Origin of the sequence: Streptomyces sp. NBC_00659 (genome assembly GCF_036226925.1) — a bacterium.
Lineage (GTDB): Bacteria > Actinomycetota > Actinomycetes > Streptomycetales > Streptomycetaceae > Streptomyces.
Genome location: NZ_CP109031.1, coordinates 4,007,122 through 4,022,371 on the forward strand (window position 1 = coordinate 4,007,122; position 15,250 = coordinate 4,022,371).

A 15,250-nucleotide genomic window follows, 5' to 3' on the forward strand; every position below is an offset into this window, starting at 1 on the left:
CGTGCCCCGCTTCAGCGTCATCGTCCCCGTCTTCAAGGTGCAGGGCTTTCTGCGCGAGTGTCTCGACTCGGTCCTGGAGCAGTCGTACCCGGACCTGGAGGTCATCGCCGTCGACGACTGTTCCCCGGACGGCTGCGGCGCGATCCTCGACGAGTACGCCGAGCGCGATCCCCGGGTACGGGTGCTGCATCTGCCGGAGAACGTGGGACTCGGCCGAGCCCGCAACGCCGGGATGCCGCTCGCCGGCGGGGACTACCTCTTCTTCCTCGACAGCGACGACACCCTCACGCCGGGCGCGCTGCGCGCCGTCGCCGACCGTCTGGACGAGACCGCCGACCCGGATGTCCTGGTCTTCGACTACGCGCGCACCTACTGGTGGGGCGGCACCCGCAGGAACGTGCTCGCGCGGGTCCTCGCGGAGGCCGGCCCCGGCACCTTCACGGCGGCCGAACACCCGGAGATCCTCGATCTGTTGATGGTGGTGTGGAACAAGGTCTACCGCCGTGCGTTCGTCGAGCGGGAGGGTTTCGCCTTCCCGCCCGGCTACTACGAGGACACGCCCTGGACGTTCCCGGTGATGCTCAGCGCGGAGCGGATCGCGGCGCTGGACCGGATCTGTCTGGCCTACCGCCAGCGGCGGCAGGGCAACATCCTGTCCACCACCAGCCGCAAGCACTTCGACATCCACGACCAGTACGAGCGGGTCTTCGCGTTCGTCGGCTCCAGGCCGGAACTCTCCCACTGGCGCCCGTTCCTGCACCGCAAGATGGGCGAGCACTGCCTCGACATCCTCTCCAAGGAGGACCGGCTGCCCGAGGAGGACAAGGCCGAGTTCTTCCGGCTGACGGCCGCCCTCTTCCGCAAGCACAAGGCCGGTCCCGTACCGGCCGAACTGCGCCTCCTGGAAGGCGGTTTCACCCGCTACCGGGTGCGGCGTCAGGCGGACCGCGCGGGCAAGGAACTGGGCCGGCGCGGACAGCAGGCCCGCCGGGTCGTCGCCGCGCGGGTCAAGCGCGGCTGGTCCGCGGTGCACGGACACCGGCCGCTGGACCCGCATCTGGCGGTGTACTCGGCGTTCTCGCACCGGGGCGTCCTCGGCGATCCCGCGGCGGTGTACGCGGCGGCGCGCGAACTCGCCCCGCACCTGCGCGGGGTGTGGGTGGTGCGCGACGAGGAGCAGGCGGCGCTGCTCCCGCCGGACACCGAGCACGTCCTGCTCGACTCGCCGCGCTACCGCCGGATCACCGCGCGGGCCACGTACTTCGTGAACAACGTCAACTGGCCCGGTTCGCTGGTCAAGCGCCCCGGCAGCGTGCACATCCACACCCATCAGGGCACCCCGCTGAAGTACATGGCCGCGGACCTGCTGCACAAGCCGGGCGCGCGGCACGGCGTCGACGTGCCGCAGATGCTGCGCCGCGCCGACCGCTGGGACTGCAGCCTGGTCGCCAACCGGCACTCGGAGCTGGTCTGGGACCGCGCCTACCCCTGCCACTTCACCTCGCTGCGCAGCGGCAGCCCCCGCAACGACGTCCTGGTGCGGGCCCGGCCCGAGGACGGGGAGGCGGCCCGCGCGCGCCTCGGGATCCCGGCCGGGAACCGGGTGGTGCTGTACGCGCCGACGCGCCGCGAGTACGTCCGCGGCGGGCATGCCGAGCGGCTGGACCTGGCCGCGTTCGCGGAGGGCCTCGGCGCGGACCACACCCTGGTCGTACGGCTGCATCCCTCGCTCGCGGAGGGTCCGGCGCGCGGGATGGGGCTGGCCGAACTGCACCGGCGCGGTGTCGTGGTCGACGCGACGGACGTGCCGCGCGTCGAGGACGTGATGCTCGCCGCCGACGCCCTGGTGACCGACTACTCGGCCCTCATGTTCGACTACGCCAACCTCGACCGGCCGATCGTGCTCCTCGCCGACGACTGGGGCGCGTACGTGGCGAGCAGGGGCGCCTACTTCGACATCACGGCCGACGCGCCGGGTCATGTGGCCTACTCGCAGCGGGAGTTGGGGCGGCTGTTCGCGTCGGGGGCCTGGCGGGACGGGGAGTCGGAGCGACTGCGGGCCGGATTCCGTGAGCGGTTCTGCGAGTTCGACGACGGCCGGGCCGCCGAGCGGGTGGTGCGGACGCTGATGCTCGGCGAGCCGCTCGTGCCGCCGCCGACGATCGCCCCCCTGCCCGCCCAGGCGGGCCACGACGTCCTGGCAACCTCATGACCGGTCCCACGACCGGCCCTTCGGACGGCCCCGCGCCGGGACCCGCGAACGCACCCGCGAAGAGCCCGACGCCGGCATCGCCACCGGCGGACAGCCCGGCTCGGGGACCTGTGACCGGACCCGCGGACAGCCCCGCGCGGGGTCCCGTGACCGGCACGGCGGCCGGCGCCCCGGGCGGCTCCGGTGGGTTCGCCCGGAACCGCGCCCTCCCGCCGGGGTTCCGGGACCGGATCCTGCGCGCACCGCGTTCGGCCCGTGCCCGGGTGATCCTGATCGCCGTCGTCTTCGCCGTCCTCCAGCTCGCCAACGTCACCAACCGGGACACCCCCGACACCAAGAACTACCTCTCGTACGCGCTGGACCTGAGCGGCCACAGCAAGGAGCAGGCCGCCGCGCTGACGATCGACTACGTCTGTGCGGGCAAGGCGTCCGTCGCCCGGCGCAACCAGGCCGTCGACGTGGTGCGCTTCCACCGCCCGAGTCCGACCCGCCGGGTCCTCGCCGAGTGCCGGCGCGAGCAGTGGCGGGGCGTGTCCGCGCGGCTGGCGGCGGAGCGGACGACGGGACACACCGTGCCGTTCATGCCGCCCCGCTTCATGCGGATCTTCGAGGCGCGGCCGGGGTATCCGGTACTGCTGGTGCCCTTCGTCACGCTGCTGGGGGTGACCTGGGGCCTGTGGGTCTCGGCCGTCACCGTCACGGTGGCCGGGGGCGTCCTCGTGTTCCTCCTCCTGCGCACCCTGCGCACCTCCACCGGCGCGGCCCTGACCGGGCAGGCCCTCTACTACGTCCTGCCGTGCGGTACGACGGCGATGCGCCCGATGACCGAGGGCCTGATGATGGCCGTGACCCTCGCGGCCCTGTGGGGCTGCGCACTGGTCCTGGAGGGCCGCGCGCGGGCCGGGACCTGGCTGGTCGGCGGCTGTCTGGCGGTCCTCTTCACGGTGAAGCACTCGCAGGCGCTGTTCCTCGGGCTGTGCCTGGGAGCTTCGTGCGGGGTGCTGCTCGCGCGTCGGCGCCGGTGGGACGGGCCGCTGCGGACCCTGGGTGTGGTGGCGGGCTGCGGCGTGCTGGCCACCGTGCTGCTCGCGAAGGCACTGCACTACCCGTCCCAGTCGGAGAGCGTGCAGGATCTGCTCACCGGGCATTACGCACGTCCGGACCGTGTCCGTCCGTGGCCGGAGTTCCTCCATCTGGAGGCCGCCTTCTGGATCGAGTGGACGCGCCGCCGGTTGTGGGAGCCGCTGTTCCTCGCGGCCGTGGTCGCGGCCGGGTGGGGGGCACTGCGCAGGCATCGGTCCTTCACCGTCTTCCTGCTGGCGGCGGCGGGCACCGGGGTGCTCAACCAGGCCGCGCACCCCGACATCAACGTCTGGGGCGACCGGCTGATCGTGCTGCTGTGGCTGCTGCCGGCGGTGGGCCTTCCGCTGCTTCTCGACGCGGTCGTCCGGCCGGGCGCGCGGGGGCCGGGGGGCCTGGTTCCGGGGCCGTCGCGCAGAGAGTCCGAGGTCGCCCGATGAGGTGATCCCCGGCTAGGCCGCTGTTCGGGGCGGGCATATAGGGCAGATGCCGGAAACCGCCGATCTCTGCTCCCCCACCGCCCGATGAGCGCCGACGTCGTCACGCGGCGGGAGTCCGTCCGGGGCGCGACCGCGCTGCGTGGCCGGGGTTCCTGGCGTCCGACGCCGTACCAGGTGTGCGGCGGCCTGTTCTGGCTGGTGATGACGCTCGCCTACTGGCGGATCCCGTTGTGCTGCGACGCGGGCCAGCACGCGGCGGTCGTCGAACGTCTGCGGGCGGACCTGCTGCATCCGCGGCATCCCATGGCGGACCTGCCGGGCGCGGGCAGCCCGTACTACTCGCCGTACGCGGTGGCCCAGGGCGCCTTCGCCCGGCTGACCGGACTCGGCGGCTGGGCGGTGGTGCGGCTGTCGGGGCCCGTCAACCTGCTGGTGCTGCTGACCGGCATCGGCCGCTTCGCCCGCGTGCTGACGCCCCGCCGCTCGGCGCCGGTCCTCTGCCTGTTCGCGATGGTGCTGCTGTGGGGCACGGAGCGGGCCTGGTGGAGCGGCTACCTCGGGCTGATGTCGATGACCGGCAACCTGGGCTATCCCTCGACGTTCGCCATCGGGCTGGCCTTCTGGGCCTGGGCGTTCACGGGCCGGCGCGCTGCGGGCACCGGCGGCCCCGTCCGGTTCGTGGGCCCGGGCGGTCTCAGGAGCTGGTGGGGGTACGCGGCCCTCGGCTCCCTGTACGGACTGATCCTGCTCGTGCATCCGATCACGTCGGTCGCGGCGGTGCTGGGCGGGGTGGCGTTCGTGGCGGGCGGGCAGCGCGGATGGCGTCCGGCGGTGGCGGGCCGGTGGCTGCTCACGGGCGCGACGGCGCTCCTCGTCGCGTACGCATGGCCGTACTTCGACGTCTTCGCGCTGACCGGGGACCACAGCGTGGACGCCATGCACGAGCGGCTGTACGAGGGGTTGCCCGGGCACTTCTGGCTGGCCCTGCCCGGGGTGCCCGCGCTGTGGCTGCGGGCCCGGCGCGTCCGGCGGCGCGGGGGACACGGGTGGCGCGATCCGCTGGTGCTGATGTTCGCGCTGGAGTGCGCGGCGGTGGGGTACGGCTGGGTGAGCGGGCACTACACGTACGGCAGGATCCTCGGGCTCACGCTGGTGCCGCTCCAGTTCGCGCTCGGGGTGGAGCTGGCGGAGCCGCGGCCGTGGGGGCCGTGGCGGCGGCTGCTGGGCGGGGCCGCGGCCGCGGGCGCCCTGACCGGGTTCCTGACCGTGCACGCGGGGGCGGTGGTGCCGCGCTCGCTCGACCCGGCCGGCTTCGACCAGCCGCCGCGCTGGCCGACGTACGACTGGGCGGCGCGGCACATCCGGCCCGGCGAGGCGGTCATCGCGGACGGGTACTACTCGGTCCACCTGCTCGCGGGCTACGGCCCGGATCTCGCGGCCCCCGCCTGGCCCGACCCCGCTCTCGCCGAGGGCGAGCGGCTGCGCAGGCTCGCGGCGGTCCGCGCCTACCTCGCCCCGTCCTCGACCCGGGCCGGGCGCACCGCCGTCGCCCGCCGGTACCACGTCCACTGGCTGCTGCTGACGCGCTGGCGGCAGGTGCCCGAGGAGGCGACGGTCGTGGCGTGGAGCCGGGAGACGGGGGAGGTGCTGGCCCGGATCGGCCCGGGGCCCGGCACCCGCACCGGTGCGGCGGCCGGTGCAGGAGCCGGCGCGAAGGGCGGTGCGGGTACCGGGGTGAAGGCCGGTGCGGCGGTCCGTGCCGCTCGATGACGAACCGTCCGGCACCGGCCGGCTCGACGCCGGTTACTCGATGACGAGCTCGACCGGGATGTTGCCGCGGGTGGCGTTGGAGTAGGGGCAGACCTGGTGGGCCTGCTCGACCAGCTTGCGGCCGGTCTCCTCGTCCACGGTGTCGGGCAGCTCGACGCGGAGCGTGACGGCCAGGCCGAAGCCCTCGCCCTGCTTGCCGATGCCCACCTCGCCGGTCACCGCGGCCTGCGTGACGTCGACCTTCGCGGCGCGGCCGACCAGGCCGAGGGCGCTCGCGAAACAGGCCGCGTACCCGGCGGCGAACAGCTGCTCGGGGTTGGTCCCCTGGCCGCTGCCGCCCATCTCCACCGGAATGCCCAGCTGGAGGTCGAGCGTGCCGTCGGAGCTGACGGCACGGCCCTCGCGGCCGTGGGTGGCGGTGGCGACAGCGGTGTAGATCGCGTCCATGGGGACCATCCCTCTCAAGTCGGAATCCTGGCGGGGGCCGCCGGTCCGGCGGCCTCACGACCTGAATTAGAGCACGCAATTCAATTGTGCACAACCTAATTGCCCGCTAGAGCTATCCTGAGGGCATGACCGCAACACCCGCCCCGAGCCCCGAGGCCCCCGCCACGGCGGACTTCCTCCGCCTCGACGAGCAGATCTGCTTCTCCCTGAACGCCGCCTCGCGCGCCTTCGGCGGCGTCTACCGCGTCCTCCTGAAGGACCTCGGGATCACCTACCCGCAGTACCTGGTGATGCTGGTGCTGTGGGAGCACGGCGAGCTGCCCGTCAAGAAGGTCGGCGAGCATCTGCGGCTCGACTCGGGGACCCTGTCGCCGCTGCTGAAGCGGCTGGAGGCGGCCGGGCTCGTACGGCGGGAACGCAGCGCGCGCGACGAGCGGTCCGTGCGGGTGCGGCTCACCGAGGAGGGGGCCGCGCTGCGGGAGCGCGCGCTGGACGTGCCGCGCCGGATCGCGGCCGCTACCGGGGCGGACCTGGAGGAGATCCGAGAGCTCCGGGCCCGGCTCGACCGGCTGACGGCGACACTGGACGAGGCAGCCCTGTCACAGGCCCCGGGGTGTACGTAGTCCGGCGCACATAGAGGCGCAGCGTCACGCCTCTGCGGACGACCCGCTCCAGGGGAACGAACTGCTCGTGGACCAGGGCGAGCTTGAGGCGCTCGGTCGCCTCGGCCGGGGACCAGGCCCGGCGCGTCGCGAAGGGCGCGGCGACCAGCCACACCCGGTCGAGCCGGTCCAACCTCCGGCGCAGTTCACCGGGGCCGGCCTCGCGCCCGTACAGGGTTCCGGAGGCGGGCCCGGGGACGCTCAGCGCGATGTCGTCGATCCCGCGGAAGCCCTTCGGGTACGCCAGTGCCGCGCGCCGCGCGAGGGACGGCAGGAACAGCACCGGGTCGCCGGGGCGCAGTTCGCGGTCGGCGACGGCGGAGACGGCGGCCAGGTTGTCGGGGCGGCGGTCGGGACTGCGGTCCACGCGCAGCAGCGGGAGCTGGACGGCGAGGACCAGGGTCACGGCGAGGACGCCGGTGGGGACCGCGTGGGGCAGCAGCCGCGGCAGCCTCGTCGCGAGGTGGTCGGCTCCGGCGGCCGCGAGCAGCGGGGCCCCGGCGAGGGCGTACAGGACGTAGCGCTCGTCGTAGAACGGCCGCCAGTGGGACACCGCCAGCAGCACGCCCGGGGGCACGGCCACCAGGGGCAGGGCGACGGCCGTGAGCGAGAGGGTGCCGCGCGGGGTCCGCTCGGGCCGGAACGCGAGGGCGGCGAGGACGAGGTACGGCACGATCACGAGCCGGGCCGGGCCGGTGAACAGCCCGAGCAGCCGTCTCGCGCTGGCGAGGCCGGTGCGCGGCAGCCAGGCGACCTGCGCGGACTGGCCGTGGGAGACCAGGAGGAGGGGCGCCAGCACCAGGACCGTGGCCACGGCGGCGAGGGCCCAGGCCCGCCACACCCGCGCCGGTACGCGGGCGAGCGCCAGTGTCGTGGCGTGGGCGAGGAGCAGGAGCAGGGCCATTTCGTGCAGCAGGCAGGTCACGGTGGCCGTCGCCCCGTAGGCGAACCAGGGGCCGGACCGGGTGGACCGGGCGGCCCGGACCAGCAGCAGGGTGGCCCCGGCCGCCCCGGCCGCGATGAGCGCGTAGGAGCGGCCCTCCTGGGCGAAGTGGCCGGTCATGGGGGTGACGGCGTACAGCAGGCCCGCCCACAGGCCGACGCGCGGGCGGCTCAGACGGGCCCCGAGTGCGGCCACGAGCCCGGCGGTCGCGGCGGCGCCGCAGACGGAGGGCAGCCGCAGGGCGATCTCGCCGGGGTGCGGGGCGAGGACGGGGTGCATGAGGAGGTAGTACAGGCCGTGCACGGCGTCCACGGTGTGCAGCAGGTGCCAGATCTGGGGCACCGAGCGCTGCGCGACCTGGAACGTCACGGCCTCGTCGCGCCACATGCCGCCACGGTCGAGCCCCCACAGGCCGATCCCGGACATGACCAGGACGGGCACGAGGACGGACAGGACCACGGCCGCCGCCTCCCGACGCCGGGCCCCCCACCACCGGGCCCCCCACCACCGGGCCTCCCACCGCCGGGCCACCGGATGCCGGGCCACCGGGCGCAGAGTGGTCGTCGGCCTCATCCACGCATACACCATGGAGGCGATTTTTTGCTATTAAACAACCTTTGATCGGTATTGACGGCGTATCGCACGGTATGACCCATCCATGCGGCTTACGATCCGGGCTTGATGAGCGCCATCCGGAACCACCGCCCGCCCGCCCTCGCCGCCGCCTGGCTCGCCACCCGCGCCCTGATGCTGTGGCTCCTCGCCCACGACCGGCTCGCCCCGCTCGGCAGGGGCGGGGTGTCCCGCGAGGTGGGCCATCTGTACTTCCACTGGTACGGCGTGCTGTCCCAGGGCGCGTTCCCGGCGGGCGACCGGCTGTGGCAGTACCCGCCGGGCGCCGGCCCGGTGCTGCTGGCGCCCGGACTGCTGCCGGGGCTCACGTACTTCACCGCGTTCGTGGCCTGCGCGCTCGCCGCCGACGCCGTGATCGCCGTCGTCCTCACCCGCGCGGGGCTGCGCTCCGGCCGCAGTTCGCGCGGCGCCTGGCTGTGGGTGCTGGGCCTGCCCCTCCTGCTGCACATCCCGCTCGCCCGGTACGACGTGCAGGTCACGGCCTTCGCCGTCGTCTCCCTGCTGGCGCTCTCGCGCCGCCCGCGCGTGTGCGGCGCGTTCGCCGCGATGGGGGCGCTGGTCAAGGTCTGGCCCGCGCTGGCGCTGATCGGAACCCCCCGGGGCCGCACCACCCGCGAGGTGTGGACGTCGGCGGCGGTCACCGCGGCCGCACTGCTCGCCGTGCTCGCGGCCGTCTTCAGCGGCTCCTTCGACTTCCTGCGCCAGCAGAGCGGCCGGGGTGTCCAGATCGAGTCCCTCGGCGGCACGGTCCTGGGCTTCGCGCGCCACGCCGGCTGGCCGGGGACGGCCCGCTACCAGTACGGCGCGATGGAGTTCGTCGGCCCGTACACCGGCGCGGTCGCGGCCTGCTCGCTCGCCCTGACGGTCGCCGCGTTCGCGCTCGTGCTGCTGTGGCGGGTCCGCGCGCGGCGCTGGACGACGGCCACCCCGTACGACGCGGCGCTCACAGCCGTCCTGCTGTTCACCGTGACGAGCCGGGTGATCAGCCCCCAGTACATGGTGTGGCTGCTGGGCCTCGCCGCCGTCTGCCTGACCTCACGGCACACCACACAGCGCCCGGTCGCCGCGCTGATCGTGGCGGCGACGGCGGTCAGTTCGGTGGTGTACCCGGGGCTGTACGGCGACGTGGTGGACAGCACCTGGACGGGCTGCCTGCTGATGCTCGTGCGCAACGGCCTGCTGGCCACGGCGGCGGGGGTGTCGTTCGTACGGCTGTGGCGGTCGGGCCTGCCCGCGGCCGCCCCGCGCCGCGCCGCGCCGGCCGGGCGGGAGCGGGGCGCACACCGGATTCCCGCCGGGCCCCGAACGAGACAGTGACCGTCTCCTGACGGAGAATTACCCGCAATACCTACGATTCCGACACATGGATCACATGAACCCTCACGAGGCGAAGGTCGGCGTCGTCGTCATCGGGTACGACGACGCCGCCCATGTGGCGGACGCCGTGCGCTCGGCGCTCGCCCAGGGTCCGGCCGTGCGCGAGGTGATCGCCGTGGACGACCGCTCGACGGACGGCAGCCCCGCGCTCCTCGACGCGCTCGCCGAGGGGGAACCGCGCCTGCGGGTGATCCACCGGCCGGCCAACAGCGGCGGCTGCGGCAGCCCCCGCAACGACGGCATCGACGCCGCCACGGCCCCGTACCTGATGTTCCTGGACAGCGACGACGTCCTGCCTCCCGGCGCGGTGGACGCGCTGCTCGCCGCCGCCGAGAAACACCACGTCCAGGTCGCGGCCGGGCTGTGCGTGCGCCGCGAACTGCCCTCGGGCCGCGAGGTCCCCTGGGAACGCGCGCTCTACGCCCGCCCCGCCCTGATATCCCGCCCCTCGCGCCGCCTCCGCCTCGCCCACGACACCCTCTGCGTCAACAAGCTGTACCGCACCGGCTTCCTGCGCGAACACGGCATCCGCTTCCCCGAAGGCCGCTACCCCTACGAGGACTTCGTGTTCACCGCGCGGGTGCTGGCCGCCGCGCCGCGCATCGCGCTGATCCCCGACACGGTGTACATCTGGCACGTGCGGCGCACCGCGGAGCGCCTGTCCATCTCGCTCGACCGCGCCGGCATCGGCAACTGGCGGGCACGGACCGAGGCGAACCGGGCGGCGTACGAGATCCTGCTGAGCGCCGGGGAGAAGCAGCTCGCGCGGGCCGTGCACGCCAAGTTCCTCGACCACGAGCTGCGGATGTACACGCGCGAACTGGAACTGCGCGCTCCCGCCTACCGCAGCGCCTGGTGGGACCTCACGCGGGCGTACCTGTCGACGTTCGACGCGGCCGACCTCACCGTCAATCCGGCCGCCCCCGGCCGCCTCGTCGCCCGCGTGATCCTCGCCTGCCCCGCCCCGCGCGACCTGCCCCGCCTGAGGGAACTCGCGGCCCGACCGGCCCGGCTGCTCCCGCCCTACGCCCTCGACGGCGACGGCACCCCCGTGTGGTCCGCCGACCTGCCCGAGGTGACCCTGGAGCACTTCCTGGGCCGGCCCGCCCACCTGCTGCCCGCCGCCGTCGACGCGGAACTGCGCCCCCGCGTGCGGGGCACCCGGCTGCGGCTGCGCCTGCACGAGCTGTACGGGCGGATGGCCGCGGCCGGCCCCGCCTCGGTGGACCTGGAGTTCGTCCACCGGGAGGAGGGGCGGGTGGGCCTGAGCGGCACGGCGGCCCTGGTCGCCGACCGGCACGGCGACTCCTGGTGCGCGGAGACGCCCGTGGAGCTGTCGGCGCTGGGCGCGGGCACCTGGGATCTGCGCCTGGCCGTGCGCTTTCACGACGGTACGAGCCGGGTGGTGTCGGCGCACGCGCTCGGCGGCCCCGGTCTGCTGCGCCGCCGCGCGGTCGCGGACGCTCACCACGGTGTTCTCCTCGCGCAGCCGTACCGGACGCACGCGGGGGCACTGGGTCTGCGGACGGCGTCCGGTTGGCGAGGAATGACCGGGGTGGTGTCCCGAAGGCTCCGTCGCCTGCTTCACTGATACGCGGACGCGGAGACGCGAGGCGCGGACGCCGACACCGTCACGCGGGACCGCCCTCTCCCCGGCCGCAGGCACACGGTCCGGCAGCACGGACCCACTCACGAGGGGAACGGCCTCACATGACCTGGCTGATCACCGGCGGCGCCGGCTACATCGGAGCGCACGTCGTCCGCGCGCTGCGCGAGGCGGGCGAACAGGCCGTGGTGTACGACGACCTGTCCACGGGGATCGCGGAGCGGGTGCCGTCGGACGTTCCGCTGGTGACCGGCTCGACCCTGGACGGCGACCTGCTGGCCCGGACGCTCACGGAGCACTCCGTCACCGGTGTCGTCCACCTGGCGGCGAAGAAGCAGGTCGGCGAGTCCGTGGAGCTGCCCCTGCACTACTACCGGGAGAACGTCGAGGGCCTGCGCGTCCTGCTGGAGGCGGTGACCGCGGCCTCGGTGACCGCGTTCGTCTTCTCGTCCTCGGCCGCGGTGTACGGGATGCCGGACGTGGATCTGGTGACGGAGGAGACACCGTGCGCGCCGCTGAGCCCGTACGGAGAGACGAAGCTGGCGGGCGAGTGGCTCGTGCGCGCGACCGGCCGCGCGACGGGTCTGTCCACGGCCTGTCTGCGCTACTTCAACGTGGCTGGCGCGGCGGCCCCCGAACTGGCCGACGTGGGGGTCTTCAACCTCGTCCCCATGGTCTTCGAGAAGCTGACGGACGGCTCCCCGCCGCGCGTCTTCGGCGACGACTACCCGACGCCGGACGGCACCTGCGTGCGCGACTACATCCACGTGGTCGACCTGGCCGAGGCGCATGTGGCCGCGGCCCGCGCCCTCCGGTCCTCCCCCGGCACCGGCCTGACCCTCAACATCGGCCGCGGCGAGGGTGTTTCGGTGCGCGAGATGATCGACCGCATCAACGCGCTCACCGGCCACGCCCGCCCCCCGGTCACCACCCCACGCCGCCCCGGCGACCCGGCCCGCGTCGTCGCCTCCGCCGACCGCATCGCCGGCGAACTGGGCTGGAAGGCCCGCCACGACGTCGACGACATGATCACCTCGGCCTGGTCCGGCTGGCTCCACCACCACCCGAGCGCCGGCCGCATCTAGTTCCCCCTGCCCGAGCTCCCCCACCAGCCACCAGTCCCCCTCCGAACTCCGCCTCCCGACAGCCTCCTCGACAACCGCCCCGGAACAGCCACCTTCGACCGTGCCTCCGGGAGGGCATGGCGATCCCCCGCGAACTGATCGCGTCGCTCTGTTCGGACCGGTGCTGTCGGCGGCCGCGCTCACGGAGCTCGCGCTCCGGTTGCCCGGGGAACGGACCCTGCAGGCCTGACCGGGCGCAGGCGGGTCAGAGTGCCTTGAGTGCCGCCGCCGTGGCCCGGGCCAGGCTGGCCAGGTAGCCCTTCGGGACCTTGGGGCCGCGGACGACCACCGCGCGCCAGTACAGCGGGCCCGACATCAGGTCCAGCGCGAGTTCGACGTCGACGCCCTCCCGGATCTCGCCCCTCGCGACGGCCGACGCGACGATCCCGCTCGCCACCGACTGCTGGCCCTCCCGCAGCGCCGCCTGCATGGCGTCCGCGATCTCGGGGTTGCGGGCCGCCTCCGCCTGGAGGTCGGGGATGATCTGGCCGGCCACCGGGTGCCGCAGGGCGCGCGAGGTGACCTCGTACAGCAGCCGCAGGTCGCCCTCGAGAGAACCCGTGTCCGGCGCGGGAAGCCCCTGGACCGCGATCGCCGAGACCAGGTCGAGCACGAGATGGAGCTTGGAGCGCCAGCGCCGGTACACCGCGGTCTTGCCGACGCCCGCACGGCGGGCGATGCCCTCGATGGACATCCTGGCGTAGCCGACGGAGGCGAGTTCCTCGAAGACGGCGGCGCGGATCGCCTCGGTGACGTCCTCGCGCAGGACGGCCGCACCGGCGGGAGCCCGGCGCCGCCGGGGCTTCCCGTCGGCAGGCGCGGGCGTGGCGGCACTCGCGGCTGTGTCGGCGTTCGTCGTCATACAGACCAGCATAGGGCGTTACGACGATACGGTTGCGTTCCGACGTCGACTGGGCCTACTCTCGCGTTACGACGATACGGTCCCGTTCCGACGTAAGAAAACGGCAGGAAAACCCGTCGGAAAGGTTTCGGGGCCGACCGCACCCCCACCCCCCGAGCGAAAGCAACGGATGTGAGCCAGGTCCTCAACACACCGCCCCCGGCAACGTCACCGGTCGCCCCCGCCGACGACGCCGCGGCCCTCGCCGCCCGGTACGGCCTCACCGTCAGCGGCGCGCGCCCGAGCCTGTCCGCGTACGTCCGCCAGTTGTGGGCACGGCGCCACTTCATCACCGCCTTCGCCACCGCCAAGCTCACCTCGCAGTACAGCCAGGCCAAGCTGGGCCAGGTGTGGCAGGTGATGACCCCGCTGCTGAACGCGGCGGTCTACTACTTCATCTTCGGCATCCTGCTCGGCACCAAGCACGGCGTGCCGGACTACGTCCCGTTCCTGGTCACCGGCGTCTTCGTCTGGACCTTCACCCAGAGCTCGATCATGGCGGGCACCCGGGCGATCTCCGGCAACCTCGGCCTGGTCCGCGCCCTGCACTTCCCGCGCGCCGCGCTGCCGGTGTCGTTCGCCCTCCAGCAGCTCCAGCAACTGCTGTTCTCCATGGCCGCGCTGGTCGTCATCCTGCTGTGCTTCGGCGTCCCGGTGAGCGTCTCGTGGCTGCTCGCGGTGCCCGTGCTGGTGCTCCAGTTCATGTTCAACGCGGGTGTCGCGATGATCGTGGCCCGGATGGGCGCCAAGACGCCGGACATCGCGCAGCTCATGCCCTTCCTGCTGCGGACCTGGATGTACGTCTCGGGTGTCATGTGGAGCATCGACAAGGTGCTCAGCAACAACAAGCTGCCGCACTGGGCGATGGCCCTGCTGGAGAGCAACCCGGCGGCCGTCTACATCGACCTGATGCGCTTCGCGCTGATCGACAGCTTCCACGCGCACCAGCTGCCCCACCATGTCTGGGCGCTCGCCGTGGGCTGGGCGCTGGTCGCCGGCGTCGGCGGCTTCATCTACTTCTGGAAGGCTGAGGAGACGTACGGCCGTGGCTGACATCATCGCGCAGGACACCCAGCCGCAGGACGCCGTGAGCGCGGCCGCAGCCGCCCCCGCGGCCGACGCCGAGCGCATCCCGACCGTCGTCGCGGACCGCGTCGACATCGTGTACCGCGTCAACGGCACCGGCACCGGACGGGGCAGCGCCACCGCCGCGCTCAACCGCATCCTGCGCCGCAAGCAGTCCGAGAAGGCGTCGGGCGTCCGCAAGGTCCACGCGGTCAAGTGCGTCTCGTTCACCGCCTACCGCGGCGAGGCCATCGGCCTGATCGGCACCAACGGCTCCGGCAAGTCCACGCTGCTCAAGGCGGTCGCCGGCCTGCTCCCGGTGGAGAACGGCAAGATCTACACCGACGGCCAGCCCTCGCTGCTCGGCGTGAACGCGGCCCTGATGAACGACCTCACCGGCGAGCGGAACGTCTACCTCGGCGGCCTCGCCATGGGCATGTCCCGTGATCAGGTCAGGGAGCGCTACCAGGAGATCGTCGACTTCTCGGGCATCAACGAGAAGGGCGACTTCATCACCCTGCCGATGCGGACGTACTCCTCCGGCATGGCGGCCCGGCTGCGCTTCTCGATCGCGGCGGCCAAGGACCACGACGTGCTGATGATCGACGAGGCCCTCGCGACCGGAGACCGCTCCTTCCAGAAGCGGTCCGAGGCGCGCATCCGCGAGCTGCGCAAGAGCGCGGGCACGGTGTTCCTGGTCAGCCACAACAACAAGTCGATCCGCGACACCTGCGACCGCGTGCTGTGGCTGGAGCGTGGCGAGCTGCGCATGGACGGTCCGACCGCGGACGTCCTCAAGGAGTACGAGAAGTTCACGGGCAAGTAGGCACCGGCACAAGGGTGCGTACGCACGTGCCGCGTGAGCGGTGACCGGGGCGGGGCCGTCGACGGCCCCGCCCCGGTCCTCGTACGCACCCCCGCGAGCCCGGCGCTCCGGGACGCTCGGCGGTCCGGGACGCTCGGCGGTCCGGGACGCTCGATGATCCGGGA

Annotated in this window: 12 protein-coding genes; 9 read left to right on the top strand and 3 right to left on the bottom strand. The window is 73.4% G+C overall.

Going from position 1 to position 15,250, the window contains the following annotated elements:
* Window position 1 precedes the first annotated feature (1 nt).
* The 3 genes from OG410_RS17295 to OG410_RS17305 all read left to right on the top strand — a co-directional run bounded on the left by OG410_RS17295 (window position 2) and on the right by OG410_RS17305 (window position 5,502).
* Window positions 2-2,212 carry a bifunctional glycosyltransferase/CDP-glycerol:glycerophosphate glycerophosphotransferase gene (locus tag OG410_RS17295; protein ID WP_329299989.1) on the top strand — a complete coding sequence of 737 codons (2,211 nt, stop codon included), beginning with the start codon at window positions 2-4 and terminating at the stop codon, window positions 2,210-2,212.
* Window positions 2,213-2,475: 263 nt separating this feature from the next.
* Window positions 2,476-3,732: a hypothetical protein gene (locus OG410_RS17300; RefSeq protein WP_329304149.1), complete on the top strand. Its 1,257-nt coding sequence runs from the start codon at window positions 2,476-2,478 to the stop codon at window positions 3,730-3,732.
* An 84-nt stretch (window positions 3,733-3,816) separates the two neighbouring features.
* On the top strand, window positions 3,817-5,502 hold the full coding sequence (locus OG410_RS17305; RefSeq protein WP_329299990.1) for a hypothetical protein: 1,686 nt from the start codon (window positions 3,817-3,819) through the stop codon (window positions 5,500-5,502).
* 33 nt (window positions 5,503-5,535) lie between these two features.
* On the opposite strand, the gene OG410_RS17310 is transcribed toward OG410_RS17305, so the two are convergent.
* Complete coding sequence (locus tag OG410_RS17310; RefSeq protein ID WP_329299991.1) at window positions 5,536-5,949, bottom strand: organic hydroperoxide resistance protein; 414 nt, start codon at window positions 5,947-5,949, stop codon at window positions 5,536-5,538.
* Between the two features lie 125 nt (window positions 5,950-6,074).
* On the opposite strand from OG410_RS17310, the gene OG410_RS17315 reads away from it, so the two are divergent.
* Entirely contained in the window at window positions 6,075-6,572 is a 498-nt protein-coding gene (locus tag OG410_RS17315) for a MarR family winged helix-turn-helix transcriptional regulator (RefSeq protein WP_329299992.1), read from the top strand.
* Here OG410_RS17315 and OG410_RS17320 read toward each other — a convergent pair.
* Window positions 6,466-8,127, bottom strand: coding sequence for a glycosyltransferase family 39 protein (locus OG410_RS17320; RefSeq protein WP_329299993.1), 1,662 nt, complete (start codon window positions 8,125-8,127; stop codon window positions 6,466-6,468). The two genes, OG410_RS17315 and OG410_RS17320, sit on opposite strands and share 107 nt — an antisense overlap.
* 108 nt (window positions 8,128-8,235) lie before the next feature.
* Between OG410_RS17320 and OG410_RS17325 the strand changes: the two genes are divergently transcribed.
* The 3 genes from OG410_RS17325 (at window position 8,236) to galE (ending at window position 12,255) form a co-directional block, all read left to right on the top strand.
* On the top strand, window positions 8,236-9,504 hold the full coding sequence (locus tag OG410_RS17325; protein ID WP_329299994.1) for a glycosyltransferase 87 family protein: 1,269 nt from the start codon (window positions 8,236-8,238) through the stop codon (window positions 9,502-9,504).
* Window positions 9,505-9,559: 55 nt separating this feature from the next.
* The gene (locus OG410_RS17330; RefSeq protein WP_329304150.1) at window positions 9,560-11,155 is read left to right on the top strand and encodes a glycosyltransferase family 2 protein; all 1,596 of its coding nucleotides are present in this window, start codon (window positions 9,560-9,562) and stop codon (window positions 11,153-11,155) included.
* A 119-nt stretch (window positions 11,156-11,274) separates the two neighbouring features.
* The gene (gene galE / locus OG410_RS17335; protein WP_329299996.1) at window positions 11,275-12,255 is read left to right on the top strand and encodes a UDP-glucose 4-epimerase GalE; all 981 of its coding nucleotides are present in this window, start codon (window positions 11,275-11,277) and stop codon (window positions 12,253-12,255) included.
* Between the two features lie 244 nt (window positions 12,256-12,499).
* Here galE and OG410_RS17340 read toward each other — a convergent pair whose 3' ends face one another.
* Window positions 12,500-13,156 (bottom strand): TetR/AcrR family transcriptional regulator, encoded by a 657-nt coding sequence (locus OG410_RS17340; RefSeq protein ID WP_329299997.1) that lies wholly within the window; start codon window positions 13,154-13,156, stop codon window positions 12,500-12,502.
* Window positions 13,157-13,327: 171 nt separating this feature from the next.
* On the opposite strand from OG410_RS17340, the gene OG410_RS17345 reads away from it, so the two are divergent.
* Complete coding sequence (locus tag OG410_RS17345) at window positions 13,328-14,248, top strand: ABC transporter permease (RefSeq protein ID WP_329299998.1); 921 nt, start codon at window positions 13,328-13,330, stop codon at window positions 14,246-14,248.
* A 34-nt stretch (window positions 14,249-14,282) separates the two neighbouring features.
* Window positions 14,283-15,086 carry an ABC transporter ATP-binding protein gene (locus tag OG410_RS17350; protein ID WP_443063893.1) on the top strand — a complete coding sequence of 268 codons (804 nt, stop codon included), beginning with the start codon at window positions 14,283-14,285 and terminating at the stop codon, window positions 15,084-15,086.
* Window positions 15,087-15,250 lie beyond the last annotated feature (164 nt).

Coding starts and splice junctions, on each gene's coding strand:
- OG410_RS17305 (WP_329299990.1), top strand. CDS start 3,817: ATGAGCGCCGACGTCGTCACGCGGCGGGAGTCCGTCCGGGGCGCGACC.
- OG410_RS17325 (WP_329299994.1), top strand. CDS start 8,236: ATGAGCGCCATCCGGAACCACCGCCCGCCCGCCCTCGCCGCCGCCTGG.
- galE (WP_329299996.1), top strand. CDS start 11,275: ATGACCTGGCTGATCACCGGCGGCGCCGGCTACATCGGAGCGCACGTC.
- OG410_RS17315 (WP_329299992.1), top strand. CDS start 6,075: ATGACCGCAACACCCGCCCCGAGCCCCGAGGCCCCCGCCACGGCGGAC.
- OG410_RS17320 (WP_329299993.1), bottom strand. CDS start 8,127: ATGAGGCCGACGACCACTCTGCGCCCGGTGGCCCGGCATCCGGTGGCC.
- OG410_RS17340 (WP_329299997.1), bottom strand. CDS start 13,156: ATGACGACGAACGCCGACACAGCCGCGAGTGCCGCCACGCCCGCGCCT.
- OG410_RS17310 (WP_329299991.1), bottom strand. CDS start 5,949: ATGGACGCGATCTACACCGCTGTCGCCACCGCCACCCACGGCCGCGAG.
- OG410_RS17330 (WP_329304150.1), top strand. CDS start 9,560: ATGAACCCTCACGAGGCGAAGGTCGGCGTCGTCGTCATCGGGTACGAC.